This window comes from Tsukamurella soli, assembly GCF_039541155.1.
Taxonomy (GTDB): Bacteria; Actinomycetota; Actinomycetes; order Mycobacteriales; family Mycobacteriaceae; genus Tsukamurella; species Tsukamurella soli.
On record NZ_BAABFR010000063.1, the window covers coordinates 1 to 24332 of the forward strand.

General features: G+C 71.5%; 22 protein-coding genes. 5 read left to right on the plus strand and 17 right to left on the minus strand.

From position 1 onward, the window contains the following. The coding region (locus ABD908_RS17645) for an ATP-dependent helicase (protein ID WP_344998322.1) at positions 1-3774 on the minus strand (3774 nt) is incomplete at its 3' end. A 205-nt stretch (positions 3775-3979) separates the two neighbouring features. On the opposite strand from ABD908_RS17645, the gene ABD908_RS17650 reads away from it, so the two are divergent. From ABD908_RS17650 to ABD908_RS17660, 3 genes are read left to right on the plus strand one after another with little or no spacing between them, the layout of a single operon-like run. Then, a complete protein-coding gene (locus ABD908_RS17650) occupies positions 3980-4582 on the plus strand; it encodes an LGFP repeat-containing protein (protein WP_344998324.1) in 603 nt (200 codons plus the stop codon). Between the two features lie 48 nt (positions 4583-4630). Next, positions 4631-5485: a glycosyltransferase family 2 protein gene (locus ABD908_RS17655; protein ID WP_344998381.1), complete on the plus strand. Its 855-nt coding sequence runs from the start codon at positions 4631-4633 to the stop codon at positions 5483-5485. Next, positions 5482-6150 carry a VC0807 family protein gene (locus tag ABD908_RS17660; protein WP_344998326.1) on the plus strand — a complete coding sequence of 223 codons (669 nt, stop codon included), beginning with the start codon at positions 5482-5484 and terminating at the stop codon, positions 6148-6150. Before ABD908_RS17655 ends, ABD908_RS17660 begins: the two co-directional genes overlap by 4 nt. A 63-nt stretch (positions 6151-6213) precedes the next feature. Here ABD908_RS17660 and ABD908_RS17665 read toward each other — a convergent pair whose 3' ends face one another. Next, positions 6214-6762, minus strand: a complete 549-nt coding sequence (locus ABD908_RS17665) for an NADPH-dependent FMN reductase (RefSeq protein WP_344998328.1) — start codon at positions 6760-6762, stop codon at positions 6214-6216. A 49-nt stretch (positions 6763-6811) separates the two neighbouring features. Further along, entirely contained in the window at positions 6812-7741 is a 930-nt protein-coding gene (locus ABD908_RS17670) for an NAD(P)/FAD-dependent oxidoreductase (protein WP_344998330.1), read from the minus strand. 67 nt (positions 7742-7808) lie between these two features. Here ABD908_RS17670 and ABD908_RS17675 point away from each other — a divergent pair, with 67 nt between their 5' ends. Next, positions 7809-8366, plus strand: coding sequence for a helix-turn-helix domain-containing protein (locus ABD908_RS17675; protein WP_344998332.1), 558 nt, complete (start codon positions 7809-7811; stop codon positions 8364-8366). Between the two features lie 108 nt (positions 8367-8474). Here ABD908_RS17675 and ABD908_RS17680 read toward each other — a convergent pair whose 3' ends face one another. The 14 genes from ABD908_RS17680 to ABD908_RS17745 all read right to left on the minus strand — a co-directional run bounded on the left by ABD908_RS17680 (position 8475) and on the right by ABD908_RS17745 (position 23406). Beyond that, a complete protein-coding gene (locus ABD908_RS17680; protein WP_344998334.1) occupies positions 8475-8744 on the minus strand; it encodes a hypothetical protein in 270 nt (89 codons plus the stop codon). A 5-nt stretch (positions 8745-8749) separates the two neighbouring features. Beyond that, positions 8750-10558 carry an acetyl/propionyl/methylcrotonyl-CoA carboxylase subunit alpha gene (locus tag ABD908_RS17685; RefSeq protein ID WP_344998336.1) on the minus strand — a complete coding sequence of 603 codons (1809 nt, stop codon included), beginning with the start codon at positions 10556-10558 and terminating at the stop codon, positions 8750-8752. A 268-nt stretch (positions 10559-10826) separates the two neighbouring features. Beyond that, positions 10827-12299 carry a condensation domain-containing protein gene (locus ABD908_RS17690; RefSeq protein WP_344998338.1) on the minus strand — a complete coding sequence of 491 codons (1473 nt, stop codon included), beginning with the start codon at positions 12297-12299 and terminating at the stop codon, positions 10827-10829. A 5-nt stretch (positions 12300-12304) separates the two neighbouring features. Beyond that, the gene (locus tag ABD908_RS17695) at positions 12305-12790 is read right to left on the minus strand and encodes a SufE family protein (RefSeq protein WP_344998340.1); all 486 of its coding nucleotides are present in this window, start codon (positions 12788-12790) and stop codon (positions 12305-12307) included. Then, a complete protein-coding gene (locus tag ABD908_RS17700; protein WP_344998342.1) occupies positions 12787-13683 on the minus strand; it encodes a sulfurtransferase in 897 nt (298 codons plus the stop codon). Before ABD908_RS17700 ends, ABD908_RS17695 begins: the two co-directional genes overlap by 4 nt. A gap of 9 nt (positions 13684-13692) precedes the next feature. Then, positions 13693-13983: a hypothetical protein gene (locus ABD908_RS17705; protein WP_344998344.1), complete on the minus strand. Its 291-nt coding sequence runs from the start codon at positions 13981-13983 to the stop codon at positions 13693-13695. Positions 13984-14270: 287 nt separating this feature from the next. Beyond that, entirely contained in the window at positions 14271-15683 is a 1413-nt protein-coding gene (locus tag ABD908_RS17710) for a hypothetical protein (RefSeq protein ID WP_344998346.1), read from the minus strand. A gap of 4 nt (positions 15684-15687) precedes the next feature. Next, complete coding sequence (locus tag ABD908_RS17715; protein ID WP_344998349.1) at positions 15688-17052, minus strand: glycosyltransferase; 1365 nt, start codon at positions 17050-17052, stop codon at positions 15688-15690. 17 nt (positions 17053-17069) lie between these two features. Further along, a complete protein-coding gene (locus ABD908_RS17720; RefSeq protein WP_344998352.1) occupies positions 17070-17789 on the minus strand; it encodes a VC0807 family protein in 720 nt (239 codons plus the stop codon). After that, positions 17786-19111, minus strand: a complete 1326-nt coding sequence (locus tag ABD908_RS17725; RefSeq protein ID WP_344998355.1) for a phthiocerol/phthiodiolone dimycocerosyl transferase family protein — start codon at positions 19109-19111, stop codon at positions 17786-17788. Before ABD908_RS17725 ends, ABD908_RS17720 begins: the two co-directional genes overlap by 4 nt. Positions 19112-19148: 37 nt before the next feature. Continuing rightward, positions 19149-20558, minus strand: coding sequence for a phthiocerol/phthiodiolone dimycocerosyl transferase family protein (locus ABD908_RS17730; RefSeq protein WP_344998357.1), 1410 nt, complete (start codon positions 20556-20558; stop codon positions 19149-19151). A gap of 247 nt (positions 20559-20805) precedes the next feature. Beyond that, a complete protein-coding gene (locus tag ABD908_RS17735) occupies positions 20806-21462 on the minus strand; it encodes a Maf family protein (protein ID WP_344998359.1) in 657 nt (218 codons plus the stop codon). A gap of 4 nt (positions 21463-21466) precedes the next feature. Next, complete coding sequence (locus tag ABD908_RS17740) at positions 21467-21760, minus strand: acyl-CoA carboxylase subunit epsilon (protein WP_344998361.1); 294 nt, start codon at positions 21758-21760, stop codon at positions 21467-21469. Then, positions 21757-23406: an acyl-CoA carboxylase subunit beta gene (locus ABD908_RS17745; RefSeq protein ID WP_344998363.1), complete on the minus strand. Its 1650-nt coding sequence runs from the start codon at positions 23404-23406 to the stop codon at positions 21757-21759. Before ABD908_RS17745 ends, ABD908_RS17740 begins: the two co-directional genes overlap by 4 nt. A 79-nt stretch (positions 23407-23485) precedes the next feature. Here ABD908_RS17745 and ABD908_RS17750 point away from each other — a divergent pair, with 79 nt between their 5' ends. Further along, positions 23486-24298, plus strand: a complete 813-nt coding sequence (locus ABD908_RS17750) for a biotin--[acetyl-CoA-carboxylase] ligase (protein ID WP_344998365.1) — start codon at positions 23486-23488, stop codon at positions 24296-24298. Positions 24299-24332: the final 34 nt, after the last annotated feature.

Sequence of the window (24332 nt, forward strand, 5' to 3'; positions counted from 1 at the left end):
GGTCGCGCGGCCCGCCGGTGACCTGCCGCCGGCGAGCCGCGCGCGCACCGGAGCGAACGTGTCGCCGGTGACCAGGCCGGCCCACACCAGGTCCCACAGGCGCTCGGGCGACTGGGCGTCGGTGGGTAGCTGGCGGTAGAAGAACGCTCCGCCGCCGGAGACGGCATCGAGCAGGGTGCGGTGTTCGGCGCTGAGGTCGGGCTCGGCGGGGAGCGGAGCGGGCGGCAGGTCGGCGGGGTGGAAGGCGATCCAGCCGTCGTGGCCGCCGATCGCCCCGGCACCGGTCCACAGCACCTCGCCCGAGCCGGTCAGCTCGTCCAGCATGGCGGGGGAGTAGTCGCTCACGCGCGCGGGCAGGATCAGCGTCTCCCATGCGGACGCCGGGAGGGGCACGCCCGCAAGCTGATCCAGTACGGTGGCGACACCGTCGACGCCCCGCAGCGGGCTGAGTAGATGATGCCACCCGGCGAGGAATCCGGAGTAGGTGCGGGCGTCCACCGGCTCGACGTCCCGGCGCAGGCGCGCCAGGCTGCGCTGCCGGATACGTCGCAGTTGGGTCGAGTCGCACCATTGCGGGCTGGGCAGGTCGGCGAGGAATTCGCCCTCGACGACCCGCCGGTCGGCCGCGAGCGCGGCGAGCGAGCGGGTGACTACCGAGACCCCGAGCCCGTAGCGGGCTGCGACGGCCTGCGCGGTGAACGGACCGTGGCGGCGGGCATACCGCGCGGCGAGGTCGGCGATCGGGTCTGGAACCGGGTCCGTGAATGCGGCGGCGATACCCGGCTGCAGCGGTACGCCCAGGCCGTCGCGCAGCCGGCCGGCATCCTCGACAGCGGCGACCATGTCCTCGTCCGTGGCGCCCAGCCGGAACGTGAAAGCTCTTCCCGACCTGGTTAATTCGTCTAATGCGCGCAGTGGGTCGACGCCTCCGTCGGCCTCGGCGACGGTGCGTGCCGCCACCTCGTCGGGCGTGAGCGGGCCCACCTCGCGCAGCAGGTCGGCGACCTGCTCGACCGTGCGGGCGCGGTAATCGGGCGAGGTGCGCTGCAGGCCCGCCTCGATCTCGGCGATCACCTCGATGTCCAGCAGCTCGGTGAGCTCGACACGGCCCAGCAGCTGCGCGAGCACCGCCGTGTCCAGCGACAGGACCGCGGACCGGCGCTCGGCCAGCGGCGCGTCGCCCTCGTACATGAAGGCGCCGACGTAGCTGAACAGCAGCGCTGCGGCGAACGGCGACGGTGCCGGCGTCTCGACCTCGGCGATCCGCAGTGTGCGGGCGTGCAGGCCGCGATGGATCTCGAGGAGCGACGGCAGGTCGTAGACGTCCTGCAGGCACTCGCGGACGGCCTCGAGCACGATGGGGAAGTCGGGGTAGCGGCGCGCGACCTCGAGCAGTTGCGATGCGCGCTGGCGCTGCTGCCACAGCGGGGCGCGGCGACCCGGTTCCCGCCGCGGCAGCAGCAGCGCCCGCGCCGCGCACTCGCGGAACCGGCTGGCGAACAACGCACTCGCGCCTACCGCGTCGGTGACCAGCTGTTCGAGCTCGTCGGGTTCGAACCGGAACAGCTCGGCGCCGGGCGGCGCATCGTCGGTGTCCGGGAGCCGGACGATGATGCCGTCGTCGGTGGCCGTCGCGGCGCCCGAGAGCCCGAGGCGCTCGCTCAGCCGCGCCCCGACCGCGAGCGCCCACGGCGCGTGCACCGGCATGCCGAGCGGTGAGTGCAGCACGACGCGCCAGTCGCCCAGTTCGTCGCGGAACCGCTCGACCACCAGGGTCGTGTCGGTGGGCAGCACACCGGTGGCGGTCGCCTGGTCGTCGAGCAGCCGCGCCAGATTGTCCCGCGCGTAGGCGTCGAGGCCGATCGAGGCGCCGCGTGCCTCGCGCGCTGCGGGCCCGGCGGCCGCGTAGTCGCGGGTGAACCTGCCCAGCGCGCGGCCCAGTTCGGCCGGGCGCCCGACGGTGTCGCCGATCCAGAACGGCAGTCGCCCCGGCTGGCCGAACGCCGGCGAGACCAGCACCCGGTCGTGGGTGATCTCCTCGATGCGCCAGCTGGTGGCGCCCAGCGCGAACACGTCGCCCACGCGCGACTCGTAGACCATCTCCTCGTCGAGTTCGCCGACCCGGGAAGCCCTCTCGCCCACCATGAACACCCCGAACAGACCGCGGTCCGGGATCGCGCCGCCGGATGTGACCGCGAGCCGCGCCGCGCCTGGACGGCCGACCAGGGTGCCCGCCTCGCGGTCCCACACCACGCGCGGCCGCAGCTCGCCGAACTCGTCGGAGGGATAGCGCCCCGAGACCAGGTCGAGGGTCGCGGTGTAGGCCGACTCGGGCAGGGTCGAGTACGGGGCCGCGCGCCGGACCACCGCGAGCCACTCGTCGACGTCGAGCTCGTCCATCGCGGCCGCCGCGACCGTCTGCTGCGCGAGGACGTCCAGGGCGTTGCGGGGCACGGTGAGTCGCTCGATGGCGCCTGCGCGCATGCGCTCGACGGTCACGGCGCAGTGCAACAGATCGGTGCGGTGCTTGGGGAAGAAGACGCCGCGGCTGGGCTCGCCGACCTGGTGCCCGGCGCGGCCGACGCGTTGCAGGCCGCTGGCGACGGACGGGGGCGATTCGACCTGGATCACCAGATCGACCGCGCCCATGTCGATGCCGAGCTCGAGGCTGGAGGTGGCGACCACGCAGCGCAGCCGACCGGACTTGAGGTCGTCCTCGATCAGCGCGCGCTGTTCCTTGCTGACCGAGCCGTGGTGCGCCCGCGCGAGCACCGGGTGCGCGCCATTGGTCTGGCCGCTGCCCATGACGAACGCCGGGGCCCCGCCGGGGACCGCCGGGTTGAGGGCGGCGGGAACCAGGAGCTCGGCGTGGATCTCGTTGATGCGGGCAGTGAGTCGCTCGGCAAGGCGTCGCGAGTTGGTGAACACGATCGTGGAGCGGTGCTTCTCGATCAGCGCGACGACCGCGGCCTCCACATGCGGCCACAGCGAGCCGGGCTGCAGGGGAACCGGATCGGGGTCGTCGGCGCCGCCTATCGTGTCGAGGGCCGTCATGTCGGGGACGGGCACCGACACGGTGAGGTCGAACGTCTTCTCCGACGGCGGGCGGACGATCCGTGCAGGGCGCGGTCCGCCCAGGAACTCGGTCACGGCCTCGGCGGGTTCGACGGTGGCGGACAGCCCGATCCGCTGAGCGGGCTCCGCCAGCAGCAGGTCGAGGCGTTCGAGCGACAGCGCGAGGTGGGTACCGCGTTTGGTGCCGGCGACGGCGTGCACCTCGTCGACGATCACCGTGGTGACGCGCGTGAGCGTCTCGCGGGCCGACGACGTGAGCATGAGGAAGAGCGACTCGGGCGTGGTGATGAGGATGTCCGGCGGCCTGCGGATCAGGGTGCGGCGCTGCTGGGCCGGTGTGTCGCCGGACCGGACGCCGACAGTGACCGTCGGCGCCGGATCACCACGGCGCTCACGGACCCGTGCGATGCCGGCGAGCGGGGCGCGCAGGTTGCGTTCCACGTCGACCGCGAGAGCCTTGAGCGGCGAGATGTACAGGACGGATGTGTGCCGATGTTCCGGTGGTGGGCGGTCTGCCAACCGGTCGAGGGCCCAGAGGAACGCCGAGAGCGTCTTACCCGAGCCGGTGGGTGCCACGACCAGCGTGTTGTGGCCCGCGGCGATGGACTGCCACGCCCCGTCCTGGGCTGCGGTGGGCGCGGCGAAGGACTCGGCGAACCACTCCCGCGTGGCGGTGGTGAACGAGTCGAGTCCGGGCATGGGCCCATGATGCCGGATGGTGCCGACAGGTTCGGGCGCAGCGAGGGACGAGCGGAGGCCGCAGCCTGTCCCATCGGTACCGACAGGTTCGGGCGCAGCGAGGGTTGCATCCCATGCCGAGACACGCCGGGCGGGTTGTTGCTTGTGTTGCTGATGTGACTCATGATGCGTATGAGTTCAATCGCGTCGAGGAGAGGCCCCAGCCATGGCGTCGTCAAGCATCCGTCGGATCATGCAGTTGGGCGTGGCCGCCGCCGCGATCGTGATCGGACTGAGTGGCGGCGTGGTCGCCGTCGCCCACGCGGACCAGACGGTAGGGAAGTACGTGGTCGAGGGGCGGATCGAGGCTGCGTACTTCGCGTCCGGCGGGCGGCGCGTGTGGGGCGGCCCGACGGGGCCTGAGAAGGCCGCCGCGAACGGTGGCCGATACCAGGACTTCGCCAAGGATGTCGCGTTCTACTGGAGTCCGAACGCGGACGGTGGCACCGCGCACGAGGTGGGCGGCGCCATCCGCTCGACGTGGAAGAGGCACGGCGGGGCCAAGGGTGTGCTCGGCTACCCCACCAGCAACGAGGTGCAGGCGAAGAACTCGACGGGCGCGGTGACCGCCGCGTACAGCACGTTTCAGGGCGGTGTCGTCTATTGGTCGCCGCTGACCGGCGCTTATCCCGTGTGGGGCCAGATCCTCGTGAAATGGAGCGAGGCCAAGCGCGAGGCCGGCACCTACGGCTACCCGGTCGCCGACGAGCAGAAGACGGCGACGGGATTCAGCCAGCGGTTCCAGAACGGGACGATCACCTGGCCCTGACCGGACGGTCCCCACGGCGGTGCGGTGTTATTCTCGTATCTCGTGGAAATGGGTGGGGTGTCGGTTGTAGTTCCGGCGTATAACGAAGAGGACTGTATCGAAGACTGCATTCTTCGACTCCTCGGGCAAGGCGAGTGTGTCCGGGAAATCATTGTTGTGGATAACAATTCGGCCGATAAGACCGCGGAGATTGTGAGGCGGCTCGTGGCGGCCGATCCGCGGGTCGTCTTGATCGCCGAGTCTCGACAGGGCGCGGCATTCGCGCGGAGTACCGGCTTCGACCAGGCGCGCTGCGACATCATCGCAAGGGTCGACGCAGATTCGGTGGTCGGGCCCGGCTGGGCTGGAGCGCTCGCCGGATTCCTCGAGGGTGATGTAGGGGCGGAATTCGATCTCGTGTCCACTCCTGTGGAGTTCCGGATGCCGGGTCGACGATTCCAGGCGGCCCTGAACAGGTGGGACGACCCGTTCAACAAGTACCGCGACCGGCCGCAGTCGATCGACTATGCATTGGGCTGCAGTATGGCGATGCGGCGGTCCGCATGGTTACGCATCCGGTCGTTGGTGAATATGCGACGCGATATCTTCGACGACATCGATATGGCGCTGTGTGTCATAGACACCGGCGGTTCGTGCGCGCTGTTGCGTTCCGTCGTTGTGGAGGTGTCGGGTCGTCGCTTCTACAACGGGGTCGCTCGCTATGCCGCCTACGCCGCGTGGATGCCTCGTACCTACCGGTTGCATCGCAGATGGAGGAAGTCCGCTCTGCTGTATGCAGGGCTGCCCGTGAGCATCGCCTTTCACGCGGCGCGGCTGGTGTACCTCCGTAGGGTAGGCGCTGCCGGCGACTTCGCCCTGCGGGACCCCCTCGATCGTGCGGAGGCGGAACGGGTCCGTCCGTGACCGACAGATCCGGCGCCGGCGGGCTCGCGCGGGTACTCACCACGCCACCGCCGGCAATCCTCGGCGCCTTACTGCCCATGCCGCTGTACTTCGCGCTCACCAGGCTGGCGGGCTGGACGCAGCTCTCCGGCGTCGTCGCGGGGGTGGTGGTGGGCCTGGTGATCGCCCTGTGGCGCATGCTCGCCACGAGGAAGGTCGAACAGCTCGGCCTCTTCGCGACAGCCGTGTTGGCGGTGTCGCTGATCCCGTCACTCGTCGCGAGGGATCCGCGGATCGTGCTCGCGGCGCAGTCCGTCGACGGTTACTTCGCCGCGGCGTGCTTCCTGGTCACCGCCTTCACCCGCAGCCCGCTGGTCGCCTCGGTGCTGCAACCGCTGTACGCGACTCTCTACAAGGTGAGCGACGAGGCGTGGCAGCGGTGCATGACCGACACCGATGACTTCCGGGGGCGGATCCGTGGGATGAGTTTCGTGTGCGCGGGCACGGGCGTCACCGGCTCCACGGTGGGGCTGCTGATGGCGCTCAACCTCCCGATCGACACCGTGGTGCTCCTGGGCCCGTTCATCGGTGTCGTGCTGTTCCCGACGGCAGCGCTGATCCTGCGCCTGCTCGACCGCCCGCTGCGGGAGGCGCTGCGCGCCGTGCCCGGGCCCGAACCTCGGTGAGATAGCGCCCATGAGGGCGTGCGATGTGGATCTACGGCTATCTCACCGAGGTTCGGACAGTCCTCAGGCGCGAACCTTGGTGGTGGCGTCGACCAGGTTGTCGAGCAGGCCGGTGAGTTCGCCAGCGCGGCGCTCGATCGGCGCGAGACCCTCGGGGCCGAAGTCGGTGAACAGGCTCAGTGCGACCTGGCTGCGGACGTCGACCATATGGAAGTTCGCCACGATCTGACGCCACTGCTCGACCGCGCGGATGCCACCGTCGGCGCCGTACGAGACGAACGCGACCGCCTTGCCGGCCCACTCGGCGCCGAGGGAGTCGAAGGCGTTCTTCAGGGCACCGGGGACCCCGTGGTTGTACTCGGGGGTGACGAAGACGAAGCCGTCCTGCTCGTCGATCGCCTTGCTCCAGGCGGCCACCGCGGGGTCGTCGTAGTGCTTGTTCGCGGCTCCGGGGATGGTCGCCGAGGTGAGGATCGGAACGTTGAACGACTTGAGGTCCACGATGTCGAACTCGGCGTCGGTGCGCTCCTCGGCCGCCTTGTAGACCCACTGCGCCACGGCTTCGCCGTTGCGTCCGTCGCGTACCGATCCGATGATGATGCCGATCTTCACGTGTGTTTCCTTCCGATGACTTCCGGCGGTTCCGGACTGCGGTCCGATTCTAGCCCGCGAAGCTGAACACCATGGCGGCTGCAGCCTGATTCCCAGCTGCGGCGGCGTTGATCACCTGTGCGGCGAGGTCGGCGACGTTGCCGGCGGCCCAGATGCCCGGCACCGTCGTCGCCCCGGCCGGTCCCGTCGGCAGGTACGTGCCCATCACCGTCCCCATCGCCTCGAACGGCTCGGGGGTGAGGCCGAGACCGGCGAGGAATTCGACGCTTGCCTCGGTGAACGTCGGCGTCACGACTGCCGTGCACGAGACGATCCCGGCGGGGGTGCGCACGCCGGACACGCCGTCACCGTCGGACTCGATCGCGAGCGCGGGCCCGGCGACGATCTGTGCCCCGGCTGCCTCGAGGGTCACGCGCTGCTCCGGGCTGAGCACGTCCGCGTCGTGCATGACGACGGTGACGTCGTCCGTCCATCGCCGCCACAGTCGACCCGCGTGCGCTGCGAGCGCACCGTCGGTCGCCAGGATCGCGATGGGCTGCTCGCGCACCTCCCAGCCATGGCAGAACGGGCAGTGCACCACGCCGGTGCCCCAGTGCTCGCGTAGGCCGGGGACATCGGGGAGTCGGTCGATCACGCCCGAGGCCACGAGCAGGCGCCTCGCCCGCACGACGGTGCCGGACGCGAGCGTGACGAGAATATCGTCGCCGTCGCGGGCGGTGCGCACGGCCGCGTCGTCGAGGATCTGCGCGCCGTACGCCGCGAGCTGCTCGTGACCGACGCGGATCAGGTCGGCAGGCGGCATGCCGTCACGGGTGAGGAAGGAGTGGACGCCGCGGGCGGGGGCGTTTCGGGGTGCGCCGCCGTCGACGACGGTGACGGACAGCCGGGCCCGCGCGAGTGTGGTGGCGCCGGCGAGTCCGGCTGCGCCGCCACCGATCACGGCGGCGTCGACGGTGATCTCATGGGGTGGTGTGGTCATGCCTCCACGGTGGCCTCCGTGACGCCGTTATGGCAATGATGATTGCCGATATGGCAATGTGGCGGGCATGGACGAACAGATCCTGGCGAACGTGGGGCCGCGGCTGCGGGCGATCCGGCAGGAGCGGGACGTCACACTGACCACGGTGGCGGAGGCCACGGGAATCTCCGTCAGCACCCTGTCGCGGCTCGAGGGCGGTACTCGCAAGCCCACGCTCGAGCTGCTGCTACCGCTTGCGCGCGCGTACGGCCTGCCGCTCGACGAACTCGTCGATGCGCCCGATGTGGGCGACCCGCGCGTGCGCCTGAAGCCGATCCGGCACGGCGACCGTACGGTGGTCCCGCTCACCCGGCGCGCCGGCGGGTTGCGCGCGTTCAAGGAGATCCTGGCGCCACGCTCCGGCGAGGTGCCCGACCCGCGCTCGCACCCCGGATACCACTGGGTGTACGTGCTGGACGGGCGGCTGCGGCTGATCCTGGGGGAGCGGGAACTGGTGATCAAGCCGGGCGAGGTGATCGAGTTCGATACGCGTTTGCCGCACTGGTTCGGCTGCGCCGACGGCAGACCGGTCGAATACCTGGGGATCTATGGGCCACAGGGGGAGCGCGCGCACCACGTGGGGTGATTGATTCACGCGATCCGGGCCGTCGCGGCTATGACGCGGTGACCTGCGCCGACGGAAGGGTGCACATGTTGAGAGGGGCGGACCTGCGGCGACGGAAGGGTGCACAGGTCAGCGGGCGGCGGCGAAGCGGTGCACCGCGGCGACGGCGGCGGCGAGGCCCTTGGAATCCGGGCTGTGCGATTGCGGGCTGTGTGGTTCCGGGCCGGCGGTGGCGGGTGTGGAGGTGACGGCACCGTCGGGGGTGAGCGTGACGGTGCCGATCGAGTCACCCGTGGTGGCCTCGCGGACGGCCCAGCTGTAGGACTCGTCCGCGAGCCACCGATCGGGCTCGATCGCGGTCAGGTAGTACCCGCCCACGTTGAGCCCGATCGGTTCCATGCCGGTTACTTGATCTCGAGCAGGACGGTGCCCTGCGTGACCGCGGCGCCCGCCTCGACGGCGAGGCCGGTAATCACGCCGTCCTTGTGGGCGGCGACGGGATTCTCCATCTTCATGGCCTCGAGCACGACCACGAGGTCGCCGGCGGAGACCTCCTGGCCCTCCTCGACGGCCACCTTGACGACGGTTCCCTGCATAGGCGCGGTCACGGAGTCGCCGGTCGCGGCCACCTCGGAACCGCGGTTGCGCTTGCGCGGCTTGGGCTTGCGGCGCACGGCGCCGTTCGCCGAGCCGCCGCCACCGGCCAGGTTGAGCTCGCCGGGCAGCGACACCTCGACGCGGCGTCCGTCGACGACCACGACCACGTTCTGCCGGGGTAGCGAGTCGTCCTCGTCGATCGGCTGGCCGCCGGTGTACGGCTCGATCGGGTTCTCCCAATCGGTCTCGATCCACTTGGTGTAGATGTCGAAGCCCTCGGTGCCGTCCTCGCGGACCCCGCCGACGAACGCGGGGTTGGAGACGATGTGCCGGTGGAACGGCAGGACGGTGGCCAGGCCCTCGACCTCGAACTCGGCCAGCGCCCGGCGGGAGCGCTCGAGCGCCTGCTCACGGGTCTCACCGGTCACGATCAGCTTGGCCAGCATCGAGTCGAACTGACCGCCGATCACATCCCCGGCGACGACGCCGGAGTCGACGCGCACGCCCGGGCCGGACGGCTCCTTGTACACGGTGATCGGGCCGGGAGCGGGCAGGAAACCGCGGCCCGCGTCCTCGCCGTTGATCCGGAACTCGAAGCTGTGCCCGCGGGGGGTGGGATCCTCGGTGATCGTGAGCTTCTCGCCCTGGGCGATCCGGAACTGCTGGCGGACCAGGTCGATGCCGGCGGTCTCCTCGGTGACGGGGTGCTCGACCTGCAGGCGGGTGTTGACCTCGAGGAACGAGACCAGTCCGTCGGACGCGACCAGGAACTCGACGGTGCCGGCACCGTAGTAGCCCGCCTCGCGGCAGATGGCCTTCGCGGACTCGTGGATCCTGGTGCGCTGCTCGTCGGTCAGGAACGGCGCGGGGGCCTCCTCGACGAGCTTCTGGAAGCGGCGCTGCAGCGAGCAGTCGCGGGTGCCCGCGACGACGACGTTGCCGTGCTGGTCGGCGATCACCTGGGCCTCGACGTGGCGGGCCTTGTCCAGGTAGCGCTCGACGAAGCACTCGCCGCGGCCGAATGCGGACACGGCCTCGCGGGTCGCCGACTCGAACAGCTCGGGGATCTCCTCGATCGTGTACGCGACCTTCATGCCGCGGCCGCCGCCGCCGAATGCGGCCTTGATCGCGACGGGTACGCCGTACTCCTTCGCGAACGCGACGACCTCGTCGGCGTCCTTCACCGGGTCCTTGGTGCCGGGCGCCATCGGGGCGTCCGCCCGCTCGGCGATGTGCCGGGCGGTGACCTTGTCGCCGAGATCGCGGATCGACGCCGGCGAGGGGCCGATCCAGGTGATGCCCGCGTCGATGACGGCCTGCGCGAAATCGGCGTTCTCGGAGAGGAACCCGTAGCCGGGGTGGATCGCGTCCGCGCCGGACTTGCGTGCCGCGTCGAGGATCTTGTCGAAAACCAGGTAGGACTCGGCGGAGGTCTGCCCACCCAGCGCGAACGCCTCGTCGGCCAGCTTGACGAACTGCGCGTCGGCGTCCGGCTCGGCGTAGACCGCCACGCTGGGGTATCCCGCGTCGCGGGCCGCGCGGATCACGCGGACCGCGATCTCGCCGCGGTTCGCTACGAGCACCTTGCTGATCTGGTTACTGGCGTGGGCTGCCACTCATCTACTCCTACCTGTGCAGTGCCGCGGGCGCTGATCAGCACCCAGTTCTCGCCGCCGGCCGGTCGCCGCGTCGAATGCGCTCTCGCTTCGGAGTCTAGGCACACGGCTGTGGGACGGATTCGGCAGACCCGTCCCGCCGGCGCCGGGAGCGTAGCGAGCGGGCCGCATGCCACCGGCGCCGGGAGCGTAGCGAGCGGGCCGCATGCCGCCGGCGCCGGGAGCGTAGCGAGCGGGCCGCGTGCCACCCCGAGCCGTGCGCCCGGGCTCACGCGTCGTCCGCCGACTGGTAGGCGCTCGAGTCGCCGATCTCCGTGAGCATCGACCGCAGGGCACCGAGGTACAGCCGGACGGTGCGGCGCGCCGTCTCGAAGCCGGGGAACCGCGCGGCCACGTGCAGGCCGGACGGGGTCCGGTTGATCCACAGGTACACGTCCTCGATCGAGTAGTCCCGTGACCGCAGGACCGACGCTCCGCCCGCATCGTTGTACACGGCGCCGGGCGCCGACCGCGTGTCCATGAACGAGACGACGAAACGCGGCGTCGGTGTGCGGCCGAGCAGCTCGCCGATCCGCAGGAACGGGAGAGCGGTGCCCACCTTCGAACTCTTCCACTCCGTCTGTGCGCGACGCGCCAGCTCGCGGAAGTTGCGGGCCCCTGTCGTGTCCAGCCGGAACGGTGCGATGCCCACGAACCAGCCCATCGCGGCCAGCCACTGCTCGGCGTCGCGCGTGTGCCGGGGGATCACGCAGCGGAACACGGGGCCGCCGCCCAGGTCGGTGTTGATCCGCGACATACAGGCGAGCACCCCCGACACGAGCGTCGCGCCGGCCTCCGAGCACACCAGGGTGAACCTGTTGGTGCGATCGTCGTCGAGCAGGTGGAAGTTGAGCGCGCCCTGCGGGATCCGGGGCACGCCCTCCGCGTCGTGGGTCAGCGCGGCCCGTGTCTCGGCCGCCAGCTGCGTCGGGGACGGCGGCAGCAGCGTCATCGGGAACGACGCCATCTGCCAGTCGTTCTCGGCCAGATGCGCGCGCCATCGCTGCGCCGCCGGGTGATCGGGCCCGGCGAGGTCGGCGGCGGCGCGCTCGGCCGCCGAGAAGTCCACGTAGCTGCCGGTGGGGATCAGCCGCGCAGGTGAGCCCTTGGTGGCCTTGCGGTACAGCGAGGTCAGCTCGTGCGGTGCCAGGACCAGCGAGTAGCCGTCGACCAGCGAGTGGTCGGCGGCGAAGAACAGTGTGAACGACTCCGGCCGGGCGACGGTGGCGAACAGGTACGCCGGCCACGTGAGCGGCGCGGTAGCCCGGTCGAACTCGCCCTGCAGCTGGTCGTAGAGCGGCCCCGTGCTGTGGTAGGTCCCGATCATGCGCAGATCCAGCTCGACACCGTCGGGCGGCAGGCTGCGGCGGACGGGGCGCCCGGCACCGTCGGGCCCGTCCGCGAGGATGACGTGCGTGCGGAACACCTCGTGGCGGTCGATGAACGCCGCGAGCGCCTCGCGCAGGCCGGGGATCGACAGCGGCTCGTCGAATTCGATGCCGACGGCGAGCCACGACTCGCGCCCGCCGACGATGCGTCGCCGGGCGAGCGAGTCCAACGCGCCGCGCAGGTGCGCCTCGTGGACGGGCGATGTGCCGCGCGGGTCGTCGTTCCAGCGGTCGAAGTCGCGCTGGGCGGTCGGCACCCACTGGCCCAGCGTCCCGGGGCGCAGCGGGTAGGCGCTCAGCTCCGTGAACTGCATGGCGGCTAGGGGCCTGAGGGTGGGGCGGCCGGCGGTTCGGCGTTCGCCGGGGAGGCGAGCCGGCGCTTGATCCGGGCGAGCATCGCGGACATGCCGCGCAGCCGCAGCGGGCTGACGACGGTGTCGAGGCGCAGCGCATGATAGAAGTCGTCCGGCACCGCGAGGATCTCGGCTGCGGAGCACCCGTCGAGGCCCGCCGCGAGGATCGCGGCGAACCCGCGCGTGGTGGGGGCCTCGGGCGGCGCGCTGAAGTACAGCCGGACGCGGGCGCGGTCGGTGGCGTCCACGTCGAGGAACAGCGGCGACTGACATTCCGGCACCGGCTCCATCGCCGCCGTCTCGAGCTCCGGCGGCAGCGGCGGCAGCTCCCCGGCGAACTCGACCAGCATCGTGACGCGGTCGGATTCTCCGACCGCCGCGAAGTCGTCCACGATCTCGGCGAGCGCCTCGGGCAGCCCGGGGGCGGTGCCGGCTGGGGTGCCGCCCGTCATCCTGCGGCCGGCGCGGAGCCAGGCTCGTCTCCGCGCGCGATGGGGGCGCGCACGGTGTTGCCCCACTCGGTCCAGGAGCCGTCGTAGTTGCGGACGTCGGGGAACCCCAGCAGATGCGTCAGCACGAACCAGGTGTGGCTGGAGCGCTCGCCGATGCGGCAGTACGCGGTGACCGGCTGCGCCGGGTCGAGGCCGCCGTACACCTCGTCGAGGTCGGCGCGGCGCAGGAACCTGCCGTCCGGGGCCGCGGCCCTGGCCCACGGGATGGACACGGCGGTGGGGATGTGGCCGCCGCGCAGCGCGCCCTCCTCCGGGTAGTCCGGCATGTGGGTGCGCTCGCCGGTGTACTCCTGCGGGGAGCGCACGTCGACGAGCTGCTGGCTGCCAAGCTGCGCGCGGACCTCCGCCGCGTACGCGCGGATCACCGAGTCGTCCCGCTCGACCACGGGGTAGTCGGTGGGCGGGTACTCGGGCTGATCCAGGGAGACGTCGCGGCCGTCGCTGATCCACTTGTCGCGGCCGCCGTCGAGCAGGCGGACGTCGGGGTGGCCGAACAGGGTGAACACCCACAGCGCGTAGGCGGCCCACCAGTTGGACTTGTCGCCGTAGATGACCACGGTGTCGTCGCGGCTGATGCCTTTGGTGCTCATCAGCTGTGCGAACGCGGCGCCGTCGATGTAGTCGCGGGTCACCGGGTCGTTGAGGTGCAGGTGCCAGTCGATCTTCTGAGCCGTCGGGATATGCCCGATGTCGTACAGCAGGACGTCCTCGTCGGACTCCACCACCCGCAGCCCCGGTGTGCCGAGGTGGGCGCTGAGCCAATCGGCTGTGACGAGGCGCTCGGGGTGTGCGTAACCCGCGAGCTCGGGGCTGGTGTCGAGGTCGGTTGCCACCGTCACAGCCTATCCCGCCGGTCGGGTCGTGAGCCGACCGGCGGGGTGCGGCGTGGGTGCTCGTAATCGTGCATTCTCCGGAGGTGGGACCGGTCGGCCACGGCCGAGGGTGTCGGCGTCGGTGACACCGACCCAGAACATCCGGCTGCTGTCGTTGTTCGTGAACCGGGTCCCGTTGTCGAACGCCTCCACCGCCCATCCGTTGGCGATGTAGACCTCGTTGTAGTGCAGGACGTCGACCGGCCCGATGTCGCCGAGGTCCGCGGCCGCGACCGCCGTTGCCGCCATCCACCTGGTCATCCGGCGGGCTCGGTCTCCGCCGGCGCCGCATCGCCACCGCTTCGTAGCCGTCCGTGCGGGGGCCTCGTAGGTGGTGTGACCGAGCTCGGTGATCCCGTACTCACCTCCGTCGAAGCCTGCGCGTCGACGCCGGGCACCGCGTACGTGGCTACATCGTCGGTAAGCGACCGGCCTCTCCTCGACCACCGTGGGTGAAGGACCCGGCGTTCGGGGACGCGGGCAGGGGACCTGGCGCGCTCGGATACAGCTCAGATACGTGTATCCGTCACTGCAGATGCGACGCTCCGCTACACGCGGTCCGGACCGTCGCCGGCGGGCACGGAGATCGCGCTGGGCTCGATCCCCAGCGACCGGCATGCCTGCTCGACGACGGTGGCGAGCCCGAGCTGGGTGGCTGCGGCCAGGTTGGTGGTGATGCCCACCGCGGTCTCCTCCTCGGTGCCTGTCCAGCCGACGTAGAGGAACGCCGCGCGCGCGACCGGCGTGTGGCCGGGCAGATCCGCGTACCGCAGCCGGAAGCTGGTCCGGTCCGCGGGGGTGCCGACGGGGGAGCGCACCGGCGCGGGCAGCACCCCCACCCCCGCGGTCGTCGTGATCGGGTGCGAGAGATCGGGCGGGCTCTCGACCAGGCCGACCACGGCTCGGCGCGGCAGCAGGGGCGCCAGCGGGCTGAGCGTCGCAAACCGCTTCTCGGCCGCAGGTACCCCTTCGAGGGCCAGTTTGACGGCGGCGCGCACCGCCGGAAGATCCTCGGTGTCGGGGTCCAGCTCCAGCTCCACGTCGACGATGGCGTTGGCCCGCAGATCGTCGGCGCCGCGGCGGGCCACCGACATGCCGAGTATCGCCTTGCCGTCGGACGGCCGCACCCAGCCGAGCCCCTTCGCGATCCGCGCGGCGAGCACGAACATCAGCTGCGACTCCTTGCCGCCGAGCTCCGCGGCACGCGCCACGGTGGCGGCGCGGTCGAGGTAGGGCATCACGGAGAACTCTGGGCCGGTCACGTCGCTCGCGTCGCGGGCAGGTCGCCCACCGGGTGCGCTCGCGGCGCCGGAGTCCTTCCCGCGGGCCATCGCGACGACTTCGCGGATGCCGCGAGCCGCGGCAGGGAGGGACCGGGCGGTGGCCCGGGAATCCTCGAGCGCGCCGTGCACGAGGCCGGCCGGCGCCAGCGGGTATCGCAGCTCGCGGGTCATGCCCAGTGCGGCCTCCGCGGCGGCGACGGCCACCCCGACACCGTCGGCGAGCACGTGCGAGGCGACCAGGGTGAGGGCGACGCCACCGTCGTCCAGCGGCGCGAGCGCGAGGTGCCATCCGGGCCCGCCGAACGGGTCGACCGGGGTGAGCCGGCGTTCCTCGAACCAGTCGTCGATGTCTGCGCGGCACTGGGTCGGCGCGACCGCCAGCGGCGGCGGGGCGGCGCGGACCCACCGGAACGGTCCGAACGGCAGCGGTGACGGGGCGGCGCGCCGGCCGAGCAGCCCGTTGCCGAGCGCGGTGCGGAAGGCCTCGACGCGGTCGCGGTCGACACCGCCGTCGTAGATCCAGGTGATCTGGATCAGGGAGTTGCGGCCGGTGGCCAGCGTGGCCGCTGCGGCGGCCTGGTCGAGCGGCGCGAGCACGTCCGCGTCGGTGTCGGGTCCCAGATGGAGGAGCTCGGGGAGCCGGGACACGAGGCCGTACGGGGAGGGGGTGCGGGTCACGGCGTCAGACCTCGGCCGCCGACTCGAGCCGGGTGGCGTGGCGGCCGCCCGACCCGAACCGTCCCTGGACGACGGTCCCGCCCTGATTGCCGATGTCGACGCCGTCGTCCTCCGCGATGGACTCGATGATCTGGGCCGCGCGCCGCGCCGGGATGTCGCCGAGATCGATGAGCGTGGCGATGCGCTGCGCGCGCCGCCGAGTCGCCGGATCCTGCAGGGTGTCGAGCGCGGCGTGCAGCCGTGCCGACGTGAGACGGCGCATCTGGATGGTGGCGCCGACGCCCAGCTCGGCCACCCGCTTGCCCCAGAACGGCTGGTCGGCGAGGACGGGGCAGATCAGCATCGGCAGGCCCGCGCGCAGCGATGCCGCGGTGGTGCCCGCGCCCCCGTGGTGCACGGCGGCGGAGCACAGGGGTAGGACATCGGCGTGCACTATCTCGTCGACGATCCGCACGTGGTCGCCGAGGTCGGCATGATGCAGCTCGCTCCACCCGGAGACGATCAGGCCGCGCTGGCCGCGCTCGGCGCACACCTGCGCGAACATCTGCGCCAACCGGTCGGGCTCAGCGATCCGCATGCTGCCGAAGCCCCAGTAGACGGGGGGCTCGCCGGCCCGCAACCACTCCATCAGCTGGGCGTCGCGGGCCCGGCGCTCCGGGGAGACCTGCCACGCGTTCGCGGGTACCTCGAGGAAGCCGAGCATCGGCCGATTGCGGCTGAACTCGGGAACCAGGTCGGGCGTGAGGGTCGCGTCGTACAGCTGCAGGTCCGTGATCTCGCGGGCGTCGATGTTCTTGTGTCGACGCGACCGATACGGCGCCTCGCCGACCGAGACGCGGTGGTAGTTGACGGCGTGCCGGACGTTGGCCCACGTGATGGAGTCGCCGAGTGCCCACGTCGCGCGCTTGACCATGCGCGGCGAGTGGTTGAGCACGCTGCTCGTCAGACCGGCCGGGGTGTACTGCGTCATCGGGTAGACGCTGTTGGTGGTGCCGGGGAAGAACCGGTAGCTGATGATGGTCGTGTCGTCGCGTCGGGTGATCGGCAGCGCGAAGTCGAGCGCGTCGGAGTGCGTGAGCACCACATCGCCGCCCGCGCACGCCTCCTGGATGGAACGCGAGAGCGTCGCCACGTTGCGCACGAGGAACCGGCCGTAGGCACGCATGCGGCCGATCGGCCGGTCGATCACCTGCTTGTAGTCGTCGTCGTAGTCGGGCACGTGGTCGGCGAGGCGGTGTGCGTCCAGGCCCGCGGACCGGATGAGTTCCACCAGTGGACCGCCCATGGCCGCGATCGTGACGTCGTGTCCGCGTTCGCGCAGGGCCAGCCCGATCGCGATCGTCGGCTGGACGTCGCCGCGGCTTCCCATGGCGAGGATGCAGACCTTCACAGTTGGTTCTGCCTTTCGTGCGTCGACGTCGGTTCGGTGGGCGCGGTTCGGGGGGCCGCGGTGGGGCACGGCGGAGCGGTGCGCAGCGGTGCGAGCAGCAGCCAGGTCGCGAGCAGCACGACCGCCGAGACCAGCAGTGGGATCGCCTGGCAGGCGACGACGGCGAGGTCCAGCGGAAGCCACAGCGCGGCCGCGACGGACGCGCCGGTGCTGACCCCGACCCCCGTGATCCACAGCGGGTCGACCCGATGCAGCGACCGACGGGCGCGTGGGTCGAGTGCGACTCGATCGTTCCACATCTGAGCCCTGCCCTCGTGGCCGCGGACGGTGAGACGCATCACGACGGGGGCGGCCTGGCGGCGGTCGAGCAGTAGCGCGCCGGTAAGGGCGACGAACAGCAGGGCCCCCATGAACGTGCCGACGACGAGGATCACGCGCGGGCTGCCGGACACCGCGGCGGCGGCGATGGACGCGCCGAACAGCGTGAGGGCGAGTACCTCGAGCGAGTCGACGCTGCGGCGCTTGACCCAGCGCGCGACGATCCGCAGCGCGCACAGGGCGGTCGCGGTGACCAGCGCCAGCAGCTGGGTGGTGTGCAGCAGGGAGTGCAGCGCGAAGTACACGCCCAGCTGCAATACCACATCCACCGCGAGCGAGAACGGGGGAGCGGGCGGCGACTCGGTGTCGGCGACGGGGACCGCGCTGGCGTTCGTCACGCCGCACCCCGCGAACCGCCGGCCACCCCGGTGGTGGTGAGCTCGGTGCACAGCTCGGTGGCAGCGGACTCGATGCGGCGCAGGATGCGCGCCCGAGTGGCCGCGTCGAGCGTCTCGGGCAGCACCCGCATCTCGATCGACAGGCGGCCGTCGAACGTCGACAGGAGGTAGCTCGAGCCGAGCGGGACCGGCGCAGCGCCGACACCGTGCCAGCCTGCGGCGTACCGGCGCATCCCTTCGGCGGAGCGGACGATCTGCGACTGGAAGTCGTGCATCTCGAGTCCAGGCGGCGTGGCGAGCAGCGGGAACTCGCCGACGTTGCTGATCAGGACCGGCGGCCCGAACCGCCGCGTGGCGGGATCGGGCATGGGGCTGACCGCCGCGCGCAGGATGGTGCCGTCGCGCATATCGGCGCGGATGCGGTCGCCGACCACCCGCGCGATCTCCGCGGCGGTCGGCGCCGGTCCGGCCTCGGCCGTGGACACGAACGAGAAGCCGACGAGGGCCGTGACGGAGCGCAGCGGGATCGGTGGGTCGAGGCGGCCGCGGAAGTCGACCGGCGTCAGGAGGGCGAGCGCGCCACCGCCGGACTCGGCGAGCTCCGCCTCGGCGATCATCCCGCTGACCAGCGAGTTGACCGACACTCCGAGCGCGTGGGCGCGGTCGCCGACCGCGCGGGTGGTCGCCTCCCCGAGGCGGATGCGCAGCACGTCGTCTGCGTCGGGGGCGGTCGGGTCCCCGGGTGCGGATGCCACCGCGCCGCTCCACGACGTCTCGCCGAGCCGCTCGTCATAGCCGACCGCGGCGGGAAGGTAGCCACGCTCGGCCATCAGCTGGTCGGGTGCGACGGGGAAGTCGGTGGCCACGGCGACCTCCGGGTCCCGCCCGGTGGCGAGCACGGTGAAGAACTCGAACAGCCGCACGGTGATGGCCATGAGGCCGCTGCCGTCGGTGGCCGAATGGCTCGCCCAGAGCGTGCAGCGGTGTCGGGTGCCGTCGGAGGTGAGGGCCAGGGCCGCGAGCTGCGCCGAGCCGACGAACGGCGGCGGGACCTGTGCGTAGCCCGCCCACGGCTCGGTGCGGTGCATGAACCCGGCGGAGCCCGCGACCGACGGGTCACCGGCGACGAAGTGCGGCCGGCCCGCGATGTCGACGACCCGGGCCGCGAGCACGGGATACTCGACCAGAAGCGCGGAGAACGCAGCCTGCAGGGCGGCGGTGTCCATGCCGCCGCGCAGCTCCACCGATGCGCCGATCGTCTCGCGCGAGGCCGGCGCGACGAACGAGGCCTCCGAGAAGGTGAGCGCGCGATGGATGTGCATAGTGCAGGCTCCTGGAAGTGTAATTTCGTCCACCGTATTACTTCTGGGCCGGAAGGGCATACTCAGCGGCAGCCCCCACGAGGAATGTGATGCGGTCGGCAATCGCGGCGCGGGCCTGCGGGCTTGTCGCGCCGCCCAGCGTCAGCGCCTCCACGGCGAGCCGCCCGGCCACCGTGAACGCCTGGTAGATGGTGGCGACCGGGGCGGGCAGCCGGGGCAGGCCGGCGTCGGGGGGGATGTGCAGGAACGCCGAGTCGAGGGTCATACGGGGGCGTAGATCCTCGTAGACGAGGCCGTCCGGCAGGTCGATATGCAAGATCCCGAGGTTGCTGAGCGTGATCGCCGGCTCGGCAGGTGCGATCGGCGTCTGCTCGGCCGCCTCCTGCACGGCCGGCCCCGGCTCGGTCGGTCCGACCATGGCGGCGAGGCAGCGGCCCGCCTGCAGGTCCGGCCGGATGTTTCCCGCGACCTCGGCGCCCACCGCGATCGCGGCGGCCACGGCCGCGGCGGGATCCGAGGTCGGTGCCGTGGTGAGGTCGACGGCGGCGAACGACGCCGCGACCAGGTTGGTCACGGACGTCGGATCCACGGGCTCGCCCAGCCTGCGCCGCATGTCGACCAGGGTCAGGGCGCCGACGCGGATCGGCAGGTCGGCGGGTTCGTCGACGAACCCCGCGCGCTCGGCGGACAGCAGGACGCCGCTGAGCAGAGCGCTCATCCCGTGATCCTCGGCGGCCCGCGCGAAGCGGGCCGTCACCTCGGGTGAGAAGCGGAGCGACGTCACGTCGGGGAGACATGGCCCGGTCGACGTGCCGACCGGCATCGCGCCATACCATCGGACGCCCTCGACCCGTTCGCGCCCGGAGTCGGTGCCCACGCGGATCCCGCGGGCGGCGATCAGCCCCTCGGCGGACCGCGGGAACTCCACCGGCGGGAGGTCGGCGACGCTGCCGGTGGCCAGCGCCTGCGCGTAGCCGGACCAGAGCTCGTCGAACAGGCCGATCACGGTGCCCGCATCGGCCGCAGCGTGGTTGAAGGCCAGCGTGACGCGGTGCCGGTCGCCGCTGGTGACGACGGACAGGGCGGCAAGGGACCGGCTCGGGTCGACGACGGGCGCGGGGGCGGGTTCGGGTAGCTCGGCCACGGTCTCGACGGTGAACGGTGCTCCGCTCGCGCAGACACCGTCGTCACCGCGGTCGGCGGAGACGAACACCCATCCGGCATCGCCGGGTCGCGCGGACGCATCGAGGGCGGGGTGGTGCCAGCGGAGCGCGGCGAACGAGGTCGCTAGGGCGTCGACGTCGAGCCGCCCCACCAGGGTGGACTCATACGCGCAGGTGGTGGGCGCGGGACTGAGGAAACCCGCCTCCGAGGGGGCTACCGGGCGGATCTCGTCGATCGTGGTCTCGTCGATCGTGGTCTCGTCGGTCATGGTCTCGTCGGTCATGGCCTCATCTCCGCACTGCCCTACGCCGGCGCCGTTCGCGGGCTGCACTACCGTTGAACGCTGCGACGGGGGTGAGTTATTCCGTGCGCGTGTCGCGGTGTGGCCGGTTGCGGCGGCCGTCGTCGAACGGCTTGCTGAGTATACAGATTCCGGCTGAGCTGCGCTTTCGCCAGCGGAACTCGCGGAGCCCACGCGATCGCCTGCCCGGAGGGGGTTGTCACCCGGGTTGTCGAAATAGGGCGCTTAATCAGTAATTCGAAGGATAATCAGCACGTGCGGAGCCGGATCGGGGGCCCGCCCACAGCGCTGCGATGTCCACGCCGAGCTCGCGGAGCAGCGCACGGGTGAGCGGCAGCGAGATGCCGATCACCGAGCTGGGGGCACCGTCGACGTTCTCGATGAACCAGCCGCCCAGCCCGTCGAGGGTGAACGCGCCTGCCACCTCGAGCGGCTCGCCGGACGCCAGGTACGCCTCGAGCTCCGCCGTCGACGGTGACGCGAACCGGAGCGTCGTGGTGCCGGTGCCGGCCGCGGACGCGATCACCGCGCGGTCCTCGACCAGCAGCACGCAGTGACCCGTGAGCAGTCGCCCGTCACAGCCCGCCATCGCGCGCCAGCGCTCGCGTGCGACGTCGACGGTGTGCGGCTTGCCCACCAGCTCGCCGCCGATCGACAGCATCGAGTCGCAGCCGATCACGACGGCCGGGCCGGGAACTGAGGTCGCCACGTCCTCGGCCTTGGCGCGCGCCAGCGCGACCACCGCCTCCTCGTGGCCCACCCGCGGCCCGAGCGCGGCGAGTACCGCGTCCTCATCGACGCGCGACACCGACACCGTCGGCTCCACACCAGCCGCGCGCAGCACGGCCAGGCGCGCGGGTGAGGCCGAGGCGAGTACGACCTCCACGTCGCTAGCGGCCGCCGGTGAAGAACAGCGGCGTCAGGCTGGTGTAGGTGTTGGGGCCGTTGAAGTACTGCGGCCGCATCTTGTCGCGGGTCGGCGCCCAGCCGTCCTTCGGGGCGACCGGGCCCGACGCCGTCCCCGACGAGGCGGCGGCGAGGACCGTCACGATGGCCGCGACGTCCGCATCCGACGGATTGCCGTGGACGAACCGGATCGCGTTCGCGAGCTTGAGCGTCTCGGTGGCCGCGGCGTCGACGGCCTGGTCGCCGCTGCCGCCGGTGGACTGTTCTCCGGCGCTCACAGCGGGATGTTCCCGTGCTTCTTGGGGAGCGTCGCGACCATCTTGCGCTCCAGCATGTTGAGGGCGGTGACGATGTGACCGCGCGTGTGCGAGGGCGGGATCACGGAGTCGACATACCCACGCTCGGCGGCGACGTACGGGTTGACCAGCGTGTCCTCGTACTCCTGCTGCAGCTGCAGGCGGAGGGCGTCGACGTCGTCGCCGTTGCGCGCGGCCTCCTTGAGCTCCTTGCGATACACGAAGCCGACCGCGCCCGAGGCGCCCATCACCGCGAACTGCGCGGTGGGCCACGCGAGGTTGACGTCGGCGCCCATGTCCTTGCTGCCCATCACGCAGTAGGCGCCGCCGTAGGCCTTGCGGGTCACGATGGTGATCTTGGGGACGGTGGCCTCGCCGTAGGCGTACAGCAGCTTGGCGCCGTGCCGGATGATGCCGTTGTATTCCTGATCGGTGCCGGGCAGGAAGCCCGGAACGTCGACCAGCGTGATGATCGGGATGTTGAACGCGTCGCAGAACCGCACGAAGCGCGCGGCCTTCTCCGACGCGTTGATGTCGAGACACCCCGCGAACTGGGTGGGCTGGTTGGCGACGATGCCGACGCTGCGGCCGTCGACGCGACCGAAGCCGCAGATGATGTTCTGCGCGCGCCCGGCCTGGATCTCGAGGAACTCGTCGTCGTCGAGGATCCGGCGGATCACCTCGTGCATGTCGTACGGCTGGTTCGCGGAGTCCGGGATCAGCGTGTCGAGCTCGAGGTCCTCCGCGGTCACGGATTCGGCGATCGACCCGGTCAACGGGTCGGAGGCGGGGAACCGCGGTGACTCGGCGCGGTTGTTGGACGGCAGGTAGCTCACCAGGTCGCGCACGTAGTCGAGGGCGTCCTGTTCGCCGGACGCGACGTAGTGCGCCACACCCGACTTGGCCATGTGGGTGGACGCGCCGCCCAACTCCTCCTGCGTGACGTCCTCGCCGGTGACGGTCTTGATCACGTCCGGGCCGGTGATGAACATCTGGCTGGTCTTATCGACCATCACCACGAAGTCGGTGAGCGCGGGGGAGTACACATGGCCGCCCGCGGCCGCGCCCATGATGATCGAGATCTGCGGGATGACGCCCGACGCCTGGGTGTTGCGGAAGAAGATCTGTGAGTACAGGGCCAGCGAGACGACGCCCTCCTGGATCCGGGCGCCGGCACCGTCGTTGATGCCGATCAGCGGGCGGCCGGTCTTGACCGCCAGGTCCATGACCTTGGTGATCTTCTCGCCGTACACCTCGCCGAGCGAGCCGCCGAACACCGTGGCGTCCTGGCTGAAGACGCACACCTCGCGGCCGTCGATGGTGCCGTAGCCGGTCACGACGCCGTCGCCGGTGGGCCGGTTGGCCTGCATGCCGAAGTTGGTGCTGCGGTGCTTCGCCAGCTTGTCGAGCTCCACGAACGAGCCCTCGTCGAGCAGCGCCAGTACCCGCTCGCGGGCGGTGAGCTTGCCACGTTCATGGACCCGCTCGATCGCCGCCTCACCCATCGGCGCCAGCGCCTCGCCGTCGCGTTTGCGGAAGTCCGCGAGCTTTCCGGCGGTGGTGTGGATGCTCGGCTCGGCGCCGTCGGCGCCCGTCCCGCTCCCGGAGGTGGTGGTGGCACTCGTCATGGTCGGACTATAACCAATCGGCGACCGGCCACTATCGTTGCCCGGGACACGACTCGTGGAACCGTCCCATGGAGGCTCGATGCTGCCCGAGAACACCGGCATGCTGCCCGACCGCACCGCCATCGCCGCCGTCCTGCCGCCGCGCTGGCGGGACGTCACCGTCGTCGCGTCGACGGGCTCGACCAACGTCGACCTCGCCGACGGTATCCGGGCCGGCGAGGCGGCCGGGCGCGTGCTCATCGCCGACCTGCAGACGGCCGGCCGCGGCCGACACGCCCGTCCGTGGTCCGCCCCGGCCGGCACGCAGCTGGCGATCTCCGTCACCGTCGGCGTGCCCGAGCGGGCGGCCCATCGCCTGGGGTGGCTCCCCCTGGCGACCGGGACGGCGGCGGTGCGCGCGGTGACGGGCGTGGCCGCGTCGCTGAAGTGGCCGAACGACCTGCTGCTCGACGGCGGGCGCGGCGGCCGCTCCGGCAAGGGCGCCGGGATCCTCGCCGAGCTGGTGGTGCCCGCGACCGGCGGCGAGATGGTCGCCGTGATCGGGATGGGCCTCAACGCGACGCTCACGGAGGAGCAGTTGCCGGTGCCGACCGCCACGTCGCTGGCGTTGGCCGGCGCCGAGGCGCCCGATCGCACGCGGCTCGCCGTCGCCTACCTCACCGAGCTGGACCGCGCGCTCACCCTGTGGGCTGATGACCCCGCCGCGGCCCGGGCGGCCTACCTGGCGGTGTGCGACACCGTCGGGCGCGCGGTGACCGTCGCGCTGCCCGACGGTGGCGTGCTCGCCGGTACCGCGGTCGACGTGGACACCGAGGGGCGGGTCGTGGTGCGCGCCGACGACGGTGACCACTCCCTCTCGGCCGGCGATGTCACGCACCTGCGGCCCGCCTGAGTAGACCGCACCAGCGGGTGGAGTTCGGGTTCCT

Coding starts and splice junctions, on each gene's coding strand:
- ABD908_RS17750 (WP_344998365.1), top strand. CDS start 23,486: ATGCTGCCCGAGAACACCGGCATGCTGCCCGACCGCACCGCCATCGCC.
- ABD908_RS17650 (WP_344998324.1), top strand. CDS start 3,980: ATGGCGTCGTCAAGCATCCGTCGGATCATGCAGTTGGGCGTGGCCGCC.
- ABD908_RS17690 (WP_344998338.1), bottom strand. CDS start 12,299: ATGCAGTTCACGGAGCTGAGCGCCTACCCGCTGCGCCCCGGGACGCTG.
- ABD908_RS17715 (WP_344998349.1), bottom strand. CDS start 17,052: ATGGGAAGCCGCGGCGACGTCCAGCCGACGATCGCGATCGGGCTGGCC.
- ABD908_RS17670 (WP_344998330.1), bottom strand. CDS start 7,741: ATGACCACACCACCCCATGAGATCACCGTCGACGCCGCCGTGATCGGT.
- ABD908_RS17745 (WP_344998363.1), bottom strand. CDS start 23,406: ATGACGAGTGCCACCACCACCTCCGGGAGCGGGACGGGCGCCGACGGC.
- ABD908_RS17675 (WP_344998332.1), top strand. CDS start 7,809: ATGGACGAACAGATCCTGGCGAACGTGGGGCCGCGGCTGCGGGCGATC.
- ABD908_RS17730 (WP_344998357.1), bottom strand. CDS start 20,558: ATGACCGACGAGACCATGACCGACGAGACCACGATCGACGAGACCACG.
- ABD908_RS17695 (WP_344998340.1), bottom strand. CDS start 12,790: ATGACGGGCGGCACCCCAGCCGGCACCGCCCCCGGGCTGCCCGAGGCG.
- ABD908_RS17705 (WP_344998344.1), bottom strand. CDS start 13,983: ATGACCAGGTGGATGGCGGCAACGGCGGTCGCGGCCGCGGACCTCGGC.
- ABD908_RS17680 (WP_344998334.1), bottom strand. CDS start 8,744: ATGGAACCGATCGGGCTCAACGTGGGCGGGTACTACCTGACCGCGATC.
- ABD908_RS17725 (WP_344998355.1), bottom strand. CDS start 19,111: ATGCACATCCATCGCGCGCTCACCTTCTCGGAGGCCTCGTTCGTCGCG.
- ABD908_RS17655 (WP_344998381.1), top strand. CDS start 4,631: ATGGGTGGGGTGTCGGTTGTAGTTCCGGCGTATAACGAAGAGGACTGT.